This is a genomic window from Actinosynnema sp. NPDC020468 (assembly GCF_040642015.1).
Lineage (GTDB): Bacteria > Actinomycetota > Actinomycetes > Mycobacteriales > Pseudonocardiaceae > Actinosynnema.
Genome location: NZ_JBFAEO010000044.1, coordinates 1 through 18,062, shown reverse-complemented (window position 1 = coordinate 18,062; position 18,062 = coordinate 1). Strand labels below are relative to the sequence as shown.

Annotated in this window: 20 protein-coding genes; 12 read left to right on the top strand and 8 right to left on the bottom strand. The window is 73.5% G+C overall.

The window, feature by feature from the left end; translation table 11 throughout:
* Positions 1-7: 7 nt before the first annotated feature.
* Together AB0G50_RS27120 and AB0G50_RS27115 are read right to left on the bottom strand one after the other, a co-directional pair.
* Positions 8-1,255 carry a S1 family peptidase gene (locus tag AB0G50_RS27120; RefSeq protein WP_360113583.1) on the bottom strand — a complete coding sequence of 416 codons (1,248 nt, stop codon included), beginning with the start codon at positions 1,253-1,255 and terminating at the stop codon, positions 8-10.
* 191 nt (positions 1,256-1,446) lie between these two features.
* Complete coding sequence (locus tag AB0G50_RS27115) at positions 1,447-2,382, bottom strand: GNAT family N-acetyltransferase (protein ID WP_360113581.1); 936 nt, start codon at positions 2,380-2,382, stop codon at positions 1,447-1,449.
* Between the two features lie 391 nt (positions 2,383-2,773).
* Between AB0G50_RS27115 and AB0G50_RS27110 the strand changes: the two genes are divergently transcribed.
* The 3 genes from AB0G50_RS27110 to AB0G50_RS27100 are packed head-to-tail and all read left to right on the top strand — an operon-like array spanning position 2,774 to position 5,055.
* On the top strand, positions 2,774-3,952 hold the full coding sequence (locus AB0G50_RS27110) for a cytochrome P450 (protein ID WP_360113579.1): 1,179 nt from the start codon (positions 2,774-2,776) through the stop codon (positions 3,950-3,952).
* A gap of 47 nt (positions 3,953-3,999) precedes the next feature.
* Positions 4,000-4,338: a hypothetical protein gene (locus AB0G50_RS27105; protein ID WP_360113577.1), complete on the top strand. Its 339-nt coding sequence runs from the start codon at positions 4,000-4,002 to the stop codon at positions 4,336-4,338.
* 15 nt (positions 4,339-4,353) lie between these two features.
* Positions 4,354-5,055 carry a lysophospholipid acyltransferase family protein gene (locus tag AB0G50_RS27100; RefSeq protein ID WP_360113575.1) on the top strand — a complete coding sequence of 234 codons (702 nt, stop codon included), beginning with the start codon at positions 4,354-4,356 and terminating at the stop codon, positions 5,053-5,055.
* Here AB0G50_RS27100 and AB0G50_RS27095 read toward each other — a convergent pair.
* Complete coding sequence (locus AB0G50_RS27095) at positions 5,018-5,695, bottom strand: DUF2306 domain-containing protein (protein ID WP_360113574.1); 678 nt, start codon at positions 5,693-5,695, stop codon at positions 5,018-5,020. The genes AB0G50_RS27100 and AB0G50_RS27095 overlap by 38 nt on opposite strands.
* A 131-nt stretch (positions 5,696-5,826) precedes the next feature.
* On the opposite strand from AB0G50_RS27095, the gene AB0G50_RS27090 reads away from it, so the two are divergent.
* The 5 genes from AB0G50_RS27090 to AB0G50_RS27070 all read left to right on the top strand — a co-directional run bounded on the left by AB0G50_RS27090 (position 5,827) and on the right by AB0G50_RS27070 (position 9,141).
* On the top strand, positions 5,827-6,870 hold the full coding sequence (locus AB0G50_RS27090; RefSeq protein WP_360113572.1) for a histidine kinase: 1,044 nt from the start codon (positions 5,827-5,829) through the stop codon (positions 6,868-6,870).
* Complete coding sequence (locus AB0G50_RS27085) at positions 6,867-7,514, top strand: response regulator transcription factor (RefSeq protein WP_360113570.1); 648 nt, start codon at positions 6,867-6,869, stop codon at positions 7,512-7,514. The genes AB0G50_RS27090 and AB0G50_RS27085 overlap by 4 nt, the downstream gene beginning before the upstream one ends.
* Positions 7,515-7,586: 72 nt before the next feature.
* A complete protein-coding gene (locus AB0G50_RS27080) occupies positions 7,587-7,925 on the top strand; it encodes a winged helix-turn-helix domain-containing protein (protein ID WP_360113568.1) in 339 nt (112 codons plus the stop codon).
* Positions 7,925-8,188 carry a hypothetical protein gene (locus AB0G50_RS27075; protein ID WP_360113566.1) on the top strand — a complete coding sequence of 88 codons (264 nt, stop codon included), beginning with the start codon at positions 7,925-7,927 and terminating at the stop codon, positions 8,186-8,188. The genes AB0G50_RS27080 and AB0G50_RS27075 overlap by 1 nt, the downstream gene beginning before the upstream one ends.
* On the top strand, positions 8,185-9,141 hold the full coding sequence (locus AB0G50_RS27070; protein WP_360113564.1) for an NAD(P)-dependent alcohol dehydrogenase: 957 nt from the start codon (positions 8,185-8,187) through the stop codon (positions 9,139-9,141). Before AB0G50_RS27075 ends, AB0G50_RS27070 begins: the two co-directional genes overlap by 4 nt.
* Here the strand turns inward: AB0G50_RS27070 and smc are convergent.
* From smc to AB0G50_RS27050, 4 genes are all read right to left on the bottom strand, one after another.
* Positions 9,131-12,778: a chromosome segregation protein SMC gene (gene smc / locus AB0G50_RS27065; protein ID WP_360113562.1), complete on the bottom strand. Its 3,648-nt coding sequence runs from the start codon at positions 12,776-12,778 to the stop codon at positions 9,131-9,133. The genes AB0G50_RS27070 and smc overlap by 11 nt on opposite strands.
* A gap of 64 nt (positions 12,779-12,842) precedes the next feature.
* Positions 12,843-13,493: a zf-HC2 domain-containing protein gene (locus AB0G50_RS27060; RefSeq protein WP_360113560.1), complete on the bottom strand. Its 651-nt coding sequence runs from the start codon at positions 13,491-13,493 to the stop codon at positions 12,843-12,845.
* The gene (locus AB0G50_RS27055; RefSeq protein WP_360113558.1) at positions 13,490-13,978 is read right to left on the bottom strand and encodes a sigma-70 family RNA polymerase sigma factor; all 489 of its coding nucleotides are present in this window, start codon (positions 13,976-13,978) and stop codon (positions 13,490-13,492) included. The genes AB0G50_RS27060 and AB0G50_RS27055 overlap by 4 nt, the downstream gene beginning before the upstream one ends.
* A 51-nt stretch (positions 13,979-14,029) precedes the next feature.
* Positions 14,030-14,326: an acylphosphatase gene (locus AB0G50_RS27050; protein ID WP_360113556.1), complete on the bottom strand. Its 297-nt coding sequence runs from the start codon at positions 14,324-14,326 to the stop codon at positions 14,030-14,032.
* Between the two features lie 166 nt (positions 14,327-14,492).
* Here AB0G50_RS27050 and AB0G50_RS27045 point away from each other — a divergent pair, with 166 nt between their 5' ends.
* The 3 genes from AB0G50_RS27045 to AB0G50_RS27035 all read left to right on the top strand — a co-directional run bounded on the left by AB0G50_RS27045 (position 14,493) and on the right by AB0G50_RS27035 (position 16,231).
* Positions 14,493-15,089, top strand: a complete 597-nt coding sequence (locus AB0G50_RS27045) for a CAP domain-containing protein (protein ID WP_360113554.1) — start codon at positions 14,493-14,495, stop codon at positions 15,087-15,089.
* A gap of 11 nt (positions 15,090-15,100) precedes the next feature.
* Positions 15,101-15,628 (top strand): hypothetical protein, encoded by a 528-nt coding sequence (locus AB0G50_RS27040; RefSeq protein ID WP_360113552.1) that lies wholly within the window; start codon positions 15,101-15,103, stop codon positions 15,626-15,628.
* A 138-nt stretch (positions 15,629-15,766) separates the two neighbouring features.
* Positions 15,767-16,231 carry a hypothetical protein gene (locus tag AB0G50_RS27035; RefSeq protein WP_360113550.1) on the top strand — a complete coding sequence of 155 codons (465 nt, stop codon included), beginning with the start codon at positions 15,767-15,769 and terminating at the stop codon, positions 16,229-16,231.
* A 17-nt stretch (positions 16,232-16,248) separates the two neighbouring features.
* On the opposite strand, the gene AB0G50_RS27030 is transcribed toward AB0G50_RS27035, so the two are convergent.
* A complete protein-coding gene (locus AB0G50_RS27030) occupies positions 16,249-16,776 on the bottom strand; it encodes a GNAT family N-acetyltransferase (RefSeq protein WP_360113548.1) in 528 nt (175 codons plus the stop codon).
* Positions 16,777-16,846: 70 nt separating this feature from the next.
* Here AB0G50_RS27030 and AB0G50_RS27025 point away from each other — a divergent pair, with 70 nt between their 5' ends.
* Complete coding sequence (locus tag AB0G50_RS27025; RefSeq protein WP_360113546.1) at positions 16,847-17,953, top strand: FAD-dependent oxidoreductase; 1,107 nt, start codon at positions 16,847-16,849, stop codon at positions 17,951-17,953.
* Positions 17,954-18,062: the final 109 nt, after the last annotated feature.

Genomic DNA, 18,062 nt, shown 5'->3' with positions numbered 1-18,062 from the left:
GCGCGCCTTACCAGAGCGAGGCGCCGTACACGGCGGTGTAGAACGGCACGCTGATCGCCGCCGGGTAGGACCAGGACACGGTCGCCGCGCCCACGGCCTGGCCGCAGCGCAACGTCCCGATCGGGGTGAGGTAGAGCAGGGCGCCGCTGGTCACGCCCTCCGCGGTCCGGGTGCCGGAGTTGCGGAAGGTCGCGCCGCCGGAGTCGCCGGGCTCGACGCACGCGTTGTGCCGGGTGAGGTTGTAGACGGTCTGGCCGCCGACGTAGGTGACGGTCTCGTTCTTCGCGGTGATCGAGCCGCAGGTCAGCCTGGTCGTGCGGCCGGACTTGCAGATCGCGGTGCCCACCGGCGAGTCGGAGTAGCCGGAGACGACCACCACGCCGCCGTTGGACGGGTTGACGTCGACCCACGGGCCCTGGGTCCACGCGCCGGTGTTGGTGACGGTGATCAGCGCGTCGTCGTAGGTCGGGTAGTACGCCGACGCGACGGTGCCGATCACCACGTTGCCCTGGCCGCGCACCACCGAGCCCGCCGGACCACAGTGGCCCGCGGTGAGCAGGTAGCGCGCGCCGGTGCCGGGGTTGCGCAGGTCGAAGCCCGCCGAGCAGCCGCCCGCCGGGTAGTTCAGCTCGTCGCCGCCGTCGAGGAACGCGGCGGTCCGCGGCGCGGCGTCGGTGTACTCGACCTTCACCGCGTCACCGTGCTTCGCCAGCCGGGACACCGCGTCCTGCGAGCCGGTGCGCAGCGCGGTCACCACGACCGCGTTCGACTCGGCGTCCACGGACCACGAGACCAGGCCCTTCACCGCGTCGGTCGCCGGTTTGCCCTGCACGGCGCGCTTGCCGTCGAACACCCGACCGGACTCGACGTCCAGCGCGTCCTTGATCGCGTCCAACTCGGCGAGCCCGTGCCCGACGACCCTGGCCCGCGCGCCGGCCGCGGTGACCGCCGCGACCTGCCCCGCGTCCGTCACGCCGACCACCAGCAGGCCGGACGCCGCGTCGAAGTAGGCGCCGCCGAACGCCGGGCCGAGGCTCGCGGCGAGCCGGTCGTCCACCCGGTCCGCCCGGTCCTGCGCGGTGGCCCGTCTGCCGGCCTGCTCGGGGGTGAGCCCGAGGTCCCGCCGGACCGCCGAGGCGACGTCCGACGTCGGTTCCGCGCCGCGGTCGGGCGCGGCCGCGGCGACCGTCGTGGCCGCCCACCCGAGTGCGATCACCGACGTGGCGGCGAGTGTCGCACGAATGACCCTCTTCATCCGGTGCCCTGCTTTCTCGAATCGTGCCGGTTCGATGTGCGCGCACGACGGGGAAGCCCGGTCACCGGAATTGGTTCATACCAGCCGGAAGTCGACTCCCCGTCTCGCACCGGGGAAGTCGACGGATCCCGGATTCCGTTTCGGAACGGATTCGGGGAACACTCGAATGCAGTAGGACGACGGATTTCCGGTCAGGCCGGCACACTCGATCGGTAGGCGATGAGTTCAAGGTGCAAACGAAATCCGAGGCGGTCGAACATCCGTTGGGAGGACGAGTTGCCGCCGAGCACGGTGGCCGCGGCCTGGGACCGGGCGCCGAACCGCTCGGCGAGTTTCCAGACCAGTTCGGTGGCCAGCGCAGCGCCCACACCCTGCCCGCGCGCGTCCGGTTCCACGGCCACGAAGTCGAGGTAGTACTCGCCGGGCTCGGCCTTGCCGGCGGCGTAGCCGAGGACCCGCTCGCCGTCCATCGCGACGACCACGGTGTGCCGGTCGTCGCCGTCGACCAGTCGCCGACCGCTGAGGTAGCTGTTCGGGAAGCACCGTTCGTGCAACACGGCAACGGCTTCGTGCACCGCTGCGTCGGTTGGCAGCACGCGCATCTCGCGGGCGGGTCCGGTCCGGGGGCACCCGGCCTCGCGCAGCAGCAGCGCGCGCAACCCGTCGCCGTCGATGAGGAAGACGTCCGACGGTCGCCCGGAGGCGAACCCGTGGCGCGCGGCGAAGGCCTCCAGCCGCCGGTGCCGGGTGTGCCCGAACACCTCCCGGTCGGCGACGCCCGCGAACAGCGGCTCGGCGAGGGCGTAGAGGGCGTCGGCCGTGCCGTCCCAGATCCGGCTGCCCGCCGGGTGGTTCACCGGCACGTCGACGAACGGGCCGTGCAGGAACGCCCGGCCGAGGTCGGCGTCGAGTTCGACGGTGAGCAGGCCGCACAGCCTGCCGCCGTCGTCCACGGCGACCGCGGTGCGGGACGCCCAGTCGGGTTCGAGGTCGGCGAACGCCGCCTCGACGTCCGCGACCGTCTCACCGAGGTAGCCGATGTGGTGCGCGGAGTCGGCTTGGAGCCCGACGATCAGGGCCGGCACCTCGGCCAGGTCGTCGGGGGTGGCGAAACGGATGTCGTACATGCCCGGAATAGTCACTCGCGGGGGGAGACGAACGCGAGGGAGTTTTCCGTCGTGGACGCCGACGGCGTGACCGGGGCCGATGCCCCGCACGCGGTGCCGCCGCGCCACCGCCCGACCGCGACCGGACGACCACGACCCCCGGCGTGACCCGGACCGGCGCGCACCGGACGGAACGCGGGTCGGCGAACCGCCGCGCGGGGTGACGAAACTCCGGGCCGGCGGCACGGCGGCGGGCCGCGACCCCGCCGCCGGTGTCACCCCTTCGGCCCAACGCGCGTCCCGCACACCGCGCCGGGGCAACGCTGTTCCGGGCCGACGACCGGGCCGCGTCGACCCCGGCGCACCGATTGGCGCTGGCCTTGCGAGCCCCTCGGCTCCTAGCGTCAGGGGCATGACGGAAGAGGTCCTGGACATCCCGTTCGCCGACGCCTTCTCCTTCGACCCCTCCCCCACCTGGGAACGCCTGCGCGACGAGGCGCCGGTGATCCGGGTCCGCACGCTGGCGGGCGCGGTGGTGTGGCTGGTCACCCGGTACGACGACGTGAAGCTGGTGCTGGCCGACCCGCGGTTCTCCCGGGCGGGCGTGGTGGCCGAGGACGCGCCGCGGGTGGGCGTGTCCAAGCCGCTGCCCGGCACCCTGCCGACGACCGACCCGCCCGAGCACACCCGGCTGCGCAAGCTCGTCTCCGGCGCGTTCGCGCACCGCCGGATCGAGCTGACCCGGCCGTGGGTGCGGGAGCTCGCCGACGGTCTCGCCGAGGACGTCGCGCGGGCCGGCGACCACGCGGACCTGCGGCAACTGGTCGCGCTGCCGCTGCCGATCCAGGTCATCTGCACCCTGCTGGGCGTGCCGTACGAGGACCGCGAGACGTTCCGGGGCTGGACCGAGCTCGCCTACAGCATGGAGATGTCCGAGCAGGTCCGGGTCGAGGCGGCGATGACGAGCCTGCTCGACTACATGGCCGGGCTGGTGGCCGCGAAGCTGCGCGCGCCCGCGTCCGAGGACCTGCTCGACGACCTGTGCCGAACCGACCTGACCGAGTCGGAACTGGTCGCGTTCGGGCTGAACCTGCTGGTGGCGGGGCACGAGACGTCGGCCAACCAGATCACCAGCTTCGTCGCGACGCTGCTGCGCGACCCGGCGCACTGGGACCGGCTGGCGCGGCGGCCGGACCTGGTGCCGAGCGCGGTCGAGGAGCTGCTGCGGTTCACCAGGCTGAGCGAGGTGGGTCAGCTGCGGGTCGCGCTGGAGGACGTGGAGATCGCGGGCGTGGCGATCCGCGCGGGCGAGGGCGTGATGGCCTCGATCGGCTCGGCCAACCGCGACCCGCGCGCGTTCCCGAACCCCGACGAGCTGGACCTGGAGCGCACGCCGAACCAGCACCTGGCGCTCGGTGTCGGAGCCCACTTCTGCCTCGGCGCGCAGCTGGCCCGGATCGAGTTGCAGGAGACGCTGTGGGCGCTGTCGACCCGCTTTCCCCGGCTGCGCCTGGCAAAGCCCGCGGAGGAGCTGCCGTGGCGCCGGGTGTTGGTGAGCGGGTTGAGCGAGTTGCCGGTGCTGCCCGGGTGACCGGCACGGGCTTGCCGCGCGACCGGGGGTGGTGGACCCTCTCTGGAGTGAGCGAGGAAACGATCCAACTCGAACTCAACGACAGCGGAGTTGCCGTCGACCTGCCGATGCCCTCGAACCAGCGGGACAAGGTCCAGGAAGTCCCGTACCGCCCGGTGGACTTCAGCGACGACGACCTGCCGACGGCCCTGGAGCGGGCGGCGTCCTGGCTCCGGCAGACCCAGGACTGGTTGGGCGAGCCGGTCGACGTGATCGCGGTGCACCTCGACTACGACGACACCAAGGGTTCCCCGTACTACAACCTCAAGTTGCTGTGCAACGACGAGGACCTGGCGGGCGTGCCCAAGGTCGTCCGTGAGCGCGAGGAGACGGTTACCGGCCAGTAGCGTACCGTTGGGTTCATGCCAGAACGCGTGTACCCGCCGGTGATCGCCGCGGCCAAGCTCCTGTTCCGCGTGCTCGACCTGCGCATCACCGTGGACGGCGCGCAGCACGTGCCGACCACCGGCGGGGCCGTCCTGGCCTCCAACCACGTCAGCTACCTCGACTTCGTCTTCGCCGGGTTCGGCGCGCAGCCCGCGCGCCGGCTCGTGCGGTTCATGGCCAAGGACTCGGTGTTCCGCAACCGGGTGTCCGGGCCCCTCATGCGCGGCATGCACCACATCCCGGTCGACCGCTCGGCCGGTCAGGCGTCCTACCAGCAGGCGCTGACCGCGCTGCGGGCAGGCGAGGTGGTCGGCATCTTCCCGGAGGCGACCATCAGCCGGTCGTTCCGGGTCAAGGACATCAAGAGCGGCGCGACCCGACTGGCCGCCGAGGCGGGCGTGCCGCTGCTGCCGGTGGCCCTGTGGGGCACCCAGCGGCTGTGGACCAAGGGCCGGCCGCGGCACCTGACCCAGCGGCACGTGCCGGTGACCATCGTGGTCGGCGAGCCCCTGCCGCCCGCCACCACCGACGCCGAACTCCACGAGCGGCTCCAGTCGCTCGTGGACGACGCTCAGGCCCGCTACCCCGAGGCCGGCGAGGGCCGGTGGTGGCAGCCCGCCCACCTCGGCGGCACCGCGCCTACCCCCGAGGAAGCCGCGCGGCTCGACGCGCGCTAGAGCGCCACAGCACGAACTCGGCGACCAGCAGGTTCGGCACCCAGGAGCCGAACGGCATCAGCAGGTACGCCCGGTCGAAGTCCCACCCGGTGCTCGCCACCACCACGATGAGGCCCAGGCGCAGCATCACGCCGGCGTAGATCAACGCGAACGCGCGGATCATCCACCGGCGGTGCTGCGCCAGGTCGCCGCGCAACGCCGACCGCAGCCCCAGCACCGGGAACACCACCGACAGCACGGCCAGCAGCCCGAACCCGGCCGTGCCGAGCGCGCCCGCGACGCTGAACGGCGCCAGCAGCGCGCCCGCCGTGCCGCCGCCGACCAGCGCGCCGAACGTGATCCGGCCGACCACCCGGTGCGTCCGCGGCGTGCGCCGCCGGACCCGGGACGACAGCTGGACCGGGGAGAGCAGCAGCGCGGTGCCGCTACAGATCATGTGCACGTACAGGACCACCTGCACCCAGGTGGGCTGCGCGGCGTAGTGCGCCGCGAGCCCGCCGTCCCCCGAGGCCATCGCCTGGAGTCCGTCGGTCAGATAGGGGAGAGGCGCGTACACCGCGAACGCGCCGGCCGTCAGGGCCAACCACCACACACCCACCGCGCGCCCGGTACGACCGCGCGGCACCACCGCCTGTGCCATGGCACCGAACGTAGGCAGCGGGCTCGGCGCCGTCGCCACTCACGACGGTGGACGCATCTCCCTCGGTCGAGGGAGGAGCCATCACCTTTCGAGCGTTGACCCGGGCGGTGGCACGCGGTGCACCATGAGCCATGCCCCGCCGCAACGACCTCGCGCTCGCCCTCGCGCTGGTGGTCGCGTCCGTCGCCGCCACCGCCCTGATCGACTCCGAGCCGCCGTACCGGGCGCTGGGCGGCCTCGGGTTGGCCCTCGCCGTCGCCTCCGCGCTGTGCCTCGCGTGGCGGCAGGTCGCGCCGCTGCCGGTGCTGGCGGCGACCTGCGCGCTGGTGGTGGTGAACGCGGTGGCGGGCTACGCGCCGACGATCGTGCAGTGGCCCGCGTGGATCGCCACGTTCACCGTGTTCGCGGGCTACGGCTGGGGGCACCGGCTGGTCGGCTCGGCGTTCACCGTGCTCGCGGTGGCCGGGTACGCCGTGTTCGACGCCGCGCCGGTGGGCGCCACCGAGGTGTTCGGCGTGACGATGTGCTTCCTGATCTCCACCGTCGCGGGCGACGCGGCGCGCACCAGGCGGGCGTACGCGGAGGCCGAGCGGGCCCGGGTGCTCGCCGAGGAGCGCACCAGGCTGGCCCGCGAGCTGCACGACGCGCTCGGGCACGCGGTGAACGTCATGGTGATGCAGGCCGGTGTGGGCCGGCGGGTGTTCGACGACAACCCGGCGTTCGCCCGGGAGGCGTTGGAGCACATCGAGACCGTGGGCCGGGACGCGCTGGGCGAGCTGGACCGGCTGCTGCGCGTGGTGCACGGCGACGACCCGCCGCCGGACCTGACCGCGCTGGCCGCGCAGGTGCGCGCCGCCGGACGGGAGCTGCGGCTGTCCGCGGCGGACCTGGACGTGGGTCCCGGCACCGCCCGCGCGGTAAGTCGGATCGTGCAGGAGGCGGTGACGAACGCGTTGCGGCACACCGAGGGCGGCCGGATCGACGTCGAGCTGACCCGGGTCGGCGACGACGTGGTGCTGGAGGTCGTGAACGAGGCGCGGCACCTGCCCGCGCCGACGCCCGGCCGGGGCCTGGTGAACATGCGCGAGCGGGCGAGGCTGGAGGGCGGCACGTTCGAGGCGGGCCCGTTCGACGGCGGTTTCCGGGTGCGCGCGACCCTGCCGGCCCGCCCGTGATCCGGGTGGTGCTGGCCGACGACGACCGCCTGGTGCGCGGCGGCCTCAAGGCGTTGCTCCAGGCCGAGGGCGACATCGCGGTGGTGGGCGAGGCGGCCGACGGGCAGGAGGCCGTGCGGCTGTGCGCGGCGGTGCGGCCGGACGTGGTGGTGATGGACATCCGCATGCCGGTCCGCGACGGGGTGTCCGCGACCCGCGAGCTGATGGGCCTCGCCGGGCGGCCGAGGGTGCTGGTGCTGACCACGTTCGACCTGGACGAGGTCGTGGACGACGCGATCGCGGCCGGCGCGGACGGTTTCCTGCTCAAGCGGGCCACACCGGAGGAACTGGTCGTCGGCATCCGCGCGGTGGCCGCGGGCGACGCCGTGGTGTCCCCGTCGGTGACCCGCAGGCTGTTCGAGGGCTACGCGGCCCGCACCGACCCGGACCACGTGCGTGCGGTGCGGCTGACCGAGCGCGAGGCGGACGTGCTGCGGGCGCTGGCCGAGGGCCTGTCCAACCCGGAGATCGCCCGGTCGCTGCACCTGTCGGTGGAGACGGTGAAGACGCACATCAAGCACCTGCTGGCGAAACTGGACGTCCGCGACCGCACCCAGGCCGTGGTCTGGGCCTACCGCACGGGTTTCGCCTACCGCAAGCGCTGAGACCTCCCGGCCCGACCGGGTGTCGTGCTACGGTTTCACCTGTAAGAGTTTTCTTACACGTGAAGGAGCGGCATGACGGAGCCGACGGGCGACCAACTGGTGGAGGCGCTCGCCGCGCTGGCCAACCCGCTGCGGCTGCGGATCGTCGCGACGCTCGCGGGCGGTCGCGACTACGTCAGCAACCTCGCCCGGGTGATCGGCGTCAGCAGACCCCTCCTCCACATGCACCTCCAGCGCCTGGAGGCGGCCGGACTGGTCGTCGGCAGCCTGGAGCTGTCCGAGGACGGCAAGGCCATGAAGTACTTCGAGGTCGCCGACTTCGACCTGCGACTGACCGCGTCGACGCTGGCACGGGCGGCGCGCACCCTCTCGGACCCGGCGAAGGGTCCCGCACCCAAGGAGCAGTCCTGATGAGCACCTGGCCGGAGGCGATCACCACGCTGGGCGTGCTGGTCGTGGCGATGATCGTCGTCCTGTACCTGTTCCAGGCGTTCCTGGACCTGAGGAAGCTCAAAACCGCCGCCGCGCAGGCGGACGCGTTGCGGCACCTGGTGGACCGCTACGAGCAGCTCGCGTCCGGCACCCTGGACGCGCAGCAGCGCGCCGCCGCGGACGTCGCCGAGCTGCGCACCCGCACGGCGTCGATCGAGCAGATCCTGCGGAGCGTCGGATGAGAGCCGCGACGCAGACCCGCTACCGGGAACTGGTGGTGCGCGACGACGTGCCGACGCCGACGTGCGGCGCGGGCGACGTGCTGGTCCGGGTCCGCGCGGCCGGGCTCAACACCGCGGACCTGCTGACCATGACCGGCACCCCGTACATCGCGCGTCCCGCCTTCGGCTTCCGCCGGCCGCGGGTGCCGGTGCGCGGCAGCGACGTCGCGGGCGTGGTCGAGGCCGTCGGCCGGGACGTGACCGCGTTCGCCGTGGGCGACGAGGTGTTCGGCTGGTGCGCGGGCGCGTTCGCCGAGCACGCGGTGACCACACCGGACCGCTTGGCGCACAAGCCTTCCCGCCTCACCTTCGACCAGGCGGGCGGCCTGGTGATGGCCGGCGTCACCGCCCTGCACGCCCTCGACCGCGCCGGGGTGACGGCCGGGAGCACGGTCCTGGTCAACGGCGCCTCGGGTGGCATCGGCACGTTCGCCGTGCAACTGGCCAAGGCGCGCGGCGCGGAGGTGACGGCGGTGTGCAGTGGCCGCAACGCCGACCTGGTGCGCTCGCTCGGCGCGGACCACGTGGTCGACTACACGACCACCGACTTCACCCGCGCCGGCGTGCGCCACGACGCGCTGCTGGACATCGCGAACAACCACACCCTGACCGCGCTGCGCCGGGCCGTGACGAGGAACGGGACCCTGGTCCTGGTCGGCGGCCGCGCGGGCGACTGGATCGGCAACCTGCGCGGCGTGGCGAAGGCCCTGGCCCTGAACCTCGTCACCAGCCAGCGGATCCGCGTCTTCGTCTCGCTCCCGTCGCGGGCCGACCTGGAGACGCTGCGCGCCCTCGTCGCCACCGACGCGGTGACCCCGGTGGTGGACCGCGTCTTCCCCCTGGCCGACGCGGTCGAGGCGTTCGACCACCTGGCCACGTGGCGCGCCAGGGGCAAGGTCGTGCTCACGCCGTAGCGGGGGCCTCCACGGCCGGAGTGTCCTCAGTGGACGGTGCGGGCCTCGGCTTGGCCGGCTTGGTGTTCTCCGTGCCGCGCAACCGCTGCGAGATCACCTGGCTGATGCCGTCGCCGCGCATCGACACCCCGTAGAGCGCGTCCGCGATCTCCATCGTCGGCTTCTGGTGGGTGATGATCAGCAGCTGCGACCGCTCGCGCAGCTGCTCGAACAACCCGATCAGCCGGTGCAGGTTGGTGTCGTCCAACGCCGCCTCGACCTCGTCCATCACGTAGAACGGCGAGGGCCGGGCGCGGAAGATCGCGACCAGCATCGCCACCGCCGCCAACGACTTCTCACCACCGGACAGCAGCGACAGCCGCTTGACCTTCTTGCCCGGCGGGCGGGCCTCCAGCTCGATGCCGGTGGTCAGCATGTCGTCCGGCTCGGTCAGCACGAGCCGGCCCTCGCCGCCGGGGAACAGGACCTTGAACACGACCTCGAACTCCCGCGCCACGTCCTCGTAGGCCAGCGTGAAGACCTCCAGGATCTTGTCGTCGACCTCCTTCACCACGGTCAGCAGGTCGCGTCGGGTCGCCTTGATGTCCTCCAGCTGGTTGGACAGGAACTTGTAGCGCTCCTCCAGCGCCGCGAACTCCTCCAGCGCCAACGGGTTCACCTTGCCCAGCAACGACAGGTCGCGCTCGGCCCGCTTCGCCCGGCGGGTCTGGGTGTCCCGGTCGAACGGGATCGGCTGGGGCGCGGTGACCGCCTCGCCGCGCTCCTTGGCCGCCTGGTACTCGGCGACCTCCTGCTGCGACGGCGGGATGAACACGTCCGGGCCGTACTCGGCGACCAGGTCCTCCAACCCGATGCCGAACTCCTCGGCGACCTTGGTCTCCAACTGCTCGATCCGCAGCCGCTGCTCGGCGCGCAGCACCTCGTCCCGGTGCACGGCGTCGGTCAGCTTCTCCAGCTCGCCCGACATCTCCCGCACCAACCCGCGCACCTGCGCCAGGAACGTCTCGCGCTGCGCCTTGCGCTCCTGCGCCGCGTCCCGCTCGCGCTCGGCCCGCGCCAGCGACACCGCGATGTGCTCCAGGGCCACCTCGCCGCCGCGCACCACGACCTTCGCCACCACCGCGCCCCGGGCCCGGGCCGCGTGCGCGCGCTGGGCGCGTTCCCTGGCCTCCCGCTCGGCCCGCGCCGCCCGGCGCAACCCCTCCGCCTTGCCCTGCAACGCCCGCGCCCGCTCCTCGGCCGTCCGCAACGCCAACCGCGCGTCCATCTCGGACTGCCGCGAGGACGCCAGCTCCGCGGCGGCCTCGTCCCGGTGGGACGTGTCGGGCTCGTCGTCCAGCGGCTGCTCCTGCGCGACCAGGAGCCGTTCCTCCAACTCCGCCAAGCGGAGCAGGTTCTCCTCGCGCGCCGACTCGACCTTCTCCCGCTGCGCCCGCGCCCGGTCCACCTCGGCCTGCGCCGACCGCACCGCCGACGCCAGCCGGTTCAACCGCTCCGAGGACCGCGCGCGCCGCACCTTGGCCTCGTTCAGCTGCTCCTTCAACCCGGACACCTCGGACCGGCGCGCCTGCTGCTCGGCCCGCGCGCCCTCCAGCGACGCCGACGCGTGCTCGAACGCCCGTTCCGCCAGCGCGAGCTTCTCCGACGCCTCGTCCACCGCGGCCTGCACCTCGATGACGCTCTGGCTGCGCTGCGACCCGCCGACCGCCCAGTCCGCGCCCAGCACGTCGCCCTCGCGGGTCACCGCGCGCACCGCGGGCCAGGTCTCCACCAGCTCCCGCGCCGTACCCAGCTCGTCCACCACGGCCAGCCGTTCCAACGCCCGGTGCAACGCCGGCCGCAACGCCTCGGGCGCGTGCACCAGGTCCACCGCCCACCGCGCGCCCGCCGGCAGCACGGGCCACCCCGACCGGTCCACCGCGCCGAACCCGCCGACCAGCAGCCCGGCCCGACCGCCGTCCTGCTCCTTCAACAACTCCAGCGCCGCCACCGCGTCCGAACCCGACGCCACCGCCACCGCGTCCGCGATCGGACCCAGCGCGGCCGCCAGCGCGACCTCCGCGCCCGCCTCCACGGTCAGCAAAGCCGCCACCGAGCCCAGCAGGCCGGGCAGCCGGGACGCCAGCAACGCGCCCGCGCCGTCCTTGCGGGTCAACCCCAGCGACAGCGCGTCGACGCGCGCCTTCCACGACGCGATGTCGCGCTCCGCGGTCCGTTCGGCCCTGACCAGCTCCTCGACCCGCGCCCGGGCCGCGCCGTCCGCCTCGACGGCCAGCCGGTGCCGTTCGTCGACGCCCTCGTCGTCCTCGTCCTCGGTGCCGGTGACCTCCTGGGCCTGCGCCAACTCCTGCCGCACCACCTCGGACCGCTCGACCGCCTCGGCCAGCGCCACCGACAGCCGCTCGACCTCGTCCGCGGTCGCGTTGTTCTTGGACCGCAACGCCTCGACCTGACCGGACAGCCGGGCCAACCCCTCCCGCCGGTCCGCGATCGCCCGCACGGCGGCCAGGTGCGCCTTCTCCGCGGCGGACACCATGCGCTCCAGCTCGGCCCGCGTCTCGACGGCCTCGGCCAGCCCGATCCGGGCCTCCGTCACGGCTTCCTGGAGTTCCAGCTCGAGCTGCGCGGTCTGCTCGGCCTCCTCGTCCAGCTCGTCGGGATCACGGCCGCCGCGCGGCGCGTCCACCGACGCCGACAGGTGCCGCTCGCGCTCGACGGCCAGCCGCACCGTGCCGCGCAACCGCTCCTCCAGCGCGGACAACCGGTACCAGGTGTCCTGCGCGCGCTGGAGCTTCGGCGAGTCCAGCGCGACCTGCTCCTCCAGCTCGTTCTGCTGGACCTGGGCCTGCTGCAACGACTTCTCGACCTCGGCGCGCCGGGCGCGGGCCACCGCCTCGTCCTGCTCCTCGCGCGCCAGTGCCTCGCGCCGGGTCACCAGGTCGTCGGCGAGCAACCGCATCCGGGAGTCCCGCAGCTCGGACTGCACGGCCTGCGCCCGCCGGGCGATCTCGGCCTGCTTGCCCAGCGGCTTGAGCTGGCGGCGCAACTCGGCGGTGAGGTCGGTGAGGCGGGTCAGGTTCGCCTGCATCGCCTCGAGCTTGCGCAGCGCCTTCTCCTTGCGCTTGCGGTGCTTCAGGACGCCGGCGGCCTCCTCCACGAACGCCCGGCGCTCCTCCGGCTTGGACTCGAGGATCGCGGCGAGCTGACCCTGGCCGACGATCACGTGCATCTCGCGGCCGATGCCGGAGTCCGACAGCAGTTCCTGGATGTCCATGAGCCGGCACGAGTTGCCGTTGATCTCGTACTCGGTGGCACCCTCGCGGAACATCCGGCGGGTGATCGACACCTCGGTGTACTCGATCGGCAGCGCGCCGTCGGAGTTGTCGATGGTCAGCGTCACCTCGGCGCGACCGAGCGGCGCGCGGCCGGACGTGCCGGCGAAGATGACGTCCTCCATCTTGCCGCCGCGCAGGTCCTTCGCGCCCTGCGTGCCCATGACCCAGCGCAACGCGTCCAGCACGTTGGACTTGCCCGACCCGTTCGGCCCGACGACGCAGGTGATGCCGGGTTCGAAGCGCAGGGTGGTCGCCGAGGCGAAGGACTTGAACCCCTTCAGCGTCAGGCTCTTGAGGTGCACGCCGGGCAGAGTACCCGTGAACTCGCGGTGGCAGTCGGAGGCGGGGCCGCGCTGACCAGCGCGATCATGGTCGGACCGACACCAGCACCTGCATGTCCACCACCACGTCCAACCGCTCGATCCGGTCGAACGGGAACGACGTGGAGCCCGGGATCCGCTCGTCCTCGGCGTGGTCGGTGCCCCACCAGCCACCCACCTCGGTGCGCCCGTCGCGGTCGTGCACGACGAGCTTGCAGCGCGCGTCCTTCGGCACGTTGCGCATGCTCACCCACAGCTCCGTGCCCCAGCTCTTGCGCACCAGGTCGGCCTCCGCGCTGACGCCCGTGCCACCGTCGCGGGCCCGCCACGTCACGGCCTGGTCCGGCGCCGCGGGCTTCGGCCACGTCGCCACCAGCGCGCCGACCAGGACGACCACCAGCACCGCCGCGCCGACCAGCAGCGGCCACCGACGCCGGCGGCCCGCGACCGGCTCGTCGGCCTCGTCGGCCTCGCCCGGCGGCAGCGGCTCCACCACGTCCGGCACCTCGACCAGCGGGTCGAGCACGTCCTCCAGCCGCACCTGGGAGAGCAGGCCCGGCAGCGGCGCGAGCCGGATCATCTCCCGCCGGCACGTGTCGCACCCCGTGCCGAGGTGCCGCTCGAAGGTCGAGCGGTCCCCCGGTTCGAGCGAGCCGAGCAGGTAGGCGCCGAGCGCCACCGTCTGGTTGCAACTCACGACTCGGTCACCCCCCGTTCCTCCAACGCGTCCCGCATCGCGCGCAGGGCGTAGAAGCACCGCGACTTCACGGTGCCCGGCGGCACGCCGAGCACCGCCGCGGCCTCGGCCACCGTGCGCCGCCGGTAGTACAGCTCCACCACCACGGCCCGGTGGTCGGGGCTGAGCGCGCGGAGCGCCTCGGCGATCTGCCAGCTCTGCAGGACGTGCTCCACCTCGTCGGCGACCGGCGGCAGGTCGCCCGGCTCGATCGGGACCTCGTTGTTGCGGCCGCCGCGGCGGCGGAAGCCGGAGATCACCAGGTTGCGCGCCACCGTGTACAGCCACGGACCCGCCTGGTCGGGCGACAGCTCGTCCACATGCTTCCACGCCCGCAGCAGCGTCTCCTGGACGATGTCCTCGGCGTGCTGGTGGTCACCCCCGACCATCCGCAGCACGTAGCCGTGCAGCGGACCGCGCCAGCGGCCGTACAGCTGCCTGACCACATCCTCGCCACGGTCCACATCGAAGTACTACGCCACCGGCACGCCCGGCGTTCAACGCTCCACGAAACCGCTCGCGCCGCCCCGTGCCTCCGACCAGCGCTCGACCACCGAGTCCACCCGTCCGGGCGAGCGGCCCGACCTGAGGTGCGCGAGCAGTTCCCGGCACCGCTCCTCGGGACCCTCCGCGTTGACCTCGACCCGACCGTCCGCGAGGTTCGACGCCGAGCCCACCAGACCGAGCTCGAGCGCCCTGGCCCGCGTCCACCACCGGAATCCGACACCCTGCACGTGTCCGCGCACCCACGCGGTGAGCCGCACGTCCTGTTCTGCACCAGCCACGTCGATCATCCTGGCACTTCACCCGATAGTGGTACGGTGCGCGACCGTGACTGCGCGACGCGGTAACCGATCGGTGATCGGTGTGCTCGTCGGCCTGCTGCTCGGAGCGGCCGGAGCCACCGGAGTCGCCTTCGCGAGCCCCGCGCAGCTCGCCCCGTTCGTGTCACCTGGTCGAGTGACGGCAGGCGAGGACCCCGGCAGCAGCGCGGGCGGCGTCGGCACCGACCGGCCCGCGCCGACCACGACCGACGAGGTCCCGGCCGCCACCACGGCACCGCCGACCACCACCGTCGCACCCACCACCACGACCACCACCACCGCGCCGACCACGACGACGACCGCGTCGACCACGACCACCGCGCCGCCGACGACGACCACCACGACGCCGCCGGCGCCGACCGGGTCGCCGCTGGCCGCCCGGGTGGTCGACCTGGTCAACGAGGCGCGCGAGGCCGCCGGCTGCCCGGCGGTGCGGGTCGACGACCGGCTCACGACCGCCGCCCAGGGGCACAGCGCGGACATGGCGGCGCGCGGCTACTTCTCGCACGACACGCCGGAGGGCAAGGACTTCGCCGCCCGGGTGACCGACGCCGGGTACCCGAGCCCCGCGGGTGAGAACATCGCGCGGGGCCAGCGGAGCGCGGAGGACGTCATGTCCGCGTGGATGAACTCCGACGGGCACCGCCGCAACATCCTGAACTGCTCGTTCGCCGCGATCGGGGTCGGGCTCGACACCCGCGGCTGGTACTGGACCCAGGACTTCGGGCGCTAGGAGGAGAACGCGTGAGCGACGGGATCTACGAGGCGCCGGAGCCGGACCGCGCCAGGCCGCGGATTTCACCGCACGTCCTGCTCGCCGCGTCGGGTGTCCTGGTCGCGACGATCTTCGCCGCCGTCGCGTCGCTGGCCACCCCGGCGGAGAAGGCCGCGCCCGCCGCGCCGACGCCGCGCGAGGACGTGGTCAACCGGGAGTCCCTGACCACCGTCACCCGCACGTCCTCCGCGACCGGCTCGACGTCCTCGGCGCCCGCGTCGACCAGCGCGGAGACCTCGGCCGCCGAGGCGACCACCACCACGACGAAGGTCTTCAAGGTCACCACGGTGACCCGGCCGGACGGCACCACCACGACCACCACGGTCGAGGACACCCCGGTGCCGCCGGTGGTCGTCACGACGACCACCACCACGCCGCGCCCGCCGGTCGTGACCACCACCAAGCCGACGCCGACGACCACCACGACGGTGCCGCCGGTGGTCACCACGACCACCCAGCACACCTCGACGGTCGAGCCCGATCCGACGACCGGCTGAGCGGTTGCGCCAAACGACGGATTGACGGCGCGGGTGCGGTGCTTGCCACGATGGGGTGAGAAGTCGCCCCACCTGTGAGGTGATCACCCTCCACCGCCGATACCTCGGACACCTGACCGGTCCCCACAGGGAGATGGTGTGTACGAGGAAGATCCGGCCGTCCCGCCGAGGAAGAGGACGACGGCGGTGCTGCTGCTCGCGGTCGGCGGCGTCGTGGTGGCCACCGTGATGGCGACGTTCGCGTCCATCCTGTCCGGCGGCGACCGCCCGAAGGCCGAGCCGACACCCGAGCCGAGGGCGGAGATCACCACGTCCACGTCGACGTCGGTCGCGCCGGACGGCAGCACCTCCACGATCGTGATCACCGTGTCGACGTCGGTCGAGGCGCACCGCCCGGACGGCGCCGCGCCACCCGCGTCGGCGCCCGCGAAGGCGCCGACCCTGGCGACGACCACGACGGCGACGCCGCAACCCGAGACCAGCAGGCCGCAGAGCAACCCGCCGGTGTCCTGGGACCCGCCGACCACGTCGTCGTCCACCACCACGACGACGACCACGACCACCACCCCGCCGTCCAGCGCGGCGGTGCCGCCGAGCGCGTGATCACCCGGGCCGGGCGGTCACCACACGTCGCCGTCCCGCCAGTCGCACACCAGCGGGCCGTCGAGGTCCGGCCGCACCGCGACCGGCAGCACGAACAGCGCGCCGTCGTCGTCCTCGGTCCGCTCGACCCCGCGCGGACCGAGCACCGAGGACGGGCCGCGCCAGCGCAGCCACCCGCGTCCGGCGTAGAAGGCCACGGCGTCCTCGGCCGCGGCGAGCGCGCCGAGGACGTAGCCGCGGCGCACCACGTCCTCCAGCGCCGCCATGACCGTCGCGCCGTGCCCGCGCCGCCGGGCGTCGGCCCGCACCGCGACCCCCTCGACGTACCCGGTGCGCAACGACTTCCCGCCGTGCAGCAGGCGCCGCTGCACGACGGCGCCGTGCCCGACGAGGTCCGCGCCGTCGTAGACGAGCGCGTGCACCCCGCCCAACGAGTGGTCCCAGTCGTCGTCGGAGAAGTCGCCGTCGAACGCCTCGTCGAGCAGTTGGCGCAGCACCGGCAGCAGACTCGGTTCCAGCCCTGAGGTGTGGGTAACCCGGATCACAGGAACAGGCTGTCACGAACCTCCGCCGGGTCTCGCTCCACTGTCGTGTGACGAGCCGAAGGAGACGGACATGGCACAGCGGATCGTGGTCGTCGGTGCGGGGTACGCGGGCCTGAGCGCCGCGAAGCAGGCCGCGAGGTGGACCGACGCGGAGGTCACCCTCGTGAACGAGCGGGACCACTTCGTGGAGCGGGTGCGCCTGCACCAGCTCGCGAGCGGTCAGGACCTGAAAGGACACCCGCTCGCGGAACTCCTGCGCGGCACGGGTGTGCGACTGGTGGTGGACCGGGTCGTCGGCGTCGACCCGGAGGAGCGGAAGGTGCGGCTGGAGGGCGGCGCACTGGCCTACGACCGGCTGGTCTACGCCCTGGGCAGCCGCGCGGACCTGGACCGGGTGCCCGGCGCGCGGGAACACGCGTTCACCGTCGCGTCGTGGGACCAGGCGGTGGCCCTGCGCGCCCGACTCGCGTCGGCGAGCCGGGTCGTGGTGACCGGTGGCGGCCTCACGGGGATCGAGGCCGCCACCGAGATCGCCGAGTCGCACCCAGGCGTCCGGGTGGTGCTGGTGACCGGCGGCGAGGTGGGTCCCGGCCTGTCGGTGAAGGGCAGGGCGTACCTGCGCCGGGTGTTCGCCGGGTTGTCGATCGAGGTGCGCGAGCACGTCCGGGTCACCGGGGTGCGCGCGGACGGGGTAGAACTCGGCGACGAGGTGGTGCCGGCCGACGCGGTGGTGTGGACGGCGGGTTTCACCGTGCCGGACCTGGCGCGGGAGGCCGGTTTCGCGGTGGACGGGCACGGCCGGCTGGTCGTGGACGAGCACCTGCGGTCGGTGTCGCACCCGGAGGTCGTCGGCCTGGGCGACGCCGCCGCCCTGCGCCGCCGGGACGGCCAGGAGCTGCGGATGGCCTGCGCCACCGCGCTCCCGACCGCCCAGCGCGCGATGAAGGCCCTGGCCGCGACCGTCGCGGGCACCACCGAGCCGCGCGCCCACCGGTTCGGCTACGTGAGCCAGTGCGTCAGCCTGGGGCGCCGCGACGCCCTGATCCAGTTCGTGCGCCCGGACGACAGCCCGCGCGAGCTGATCCTGACCGGCAGGGCGGCGGCGCGCGTCAAGGAGGCCATCGTGAAGGCGACGGTGTTCTTCCAGCGCCACCCGACCATCCCCGGCGGCGCCTGACCGGCGGTCGCCCGGGGGCGTGGGATCCGGGCGACCCGCACGGCTCGGCCGGCGGTGGTGCGCCGAAGGCCGGGGGTCGTGCGCCGGGGTCGCCCGGATCCGCGCGGAC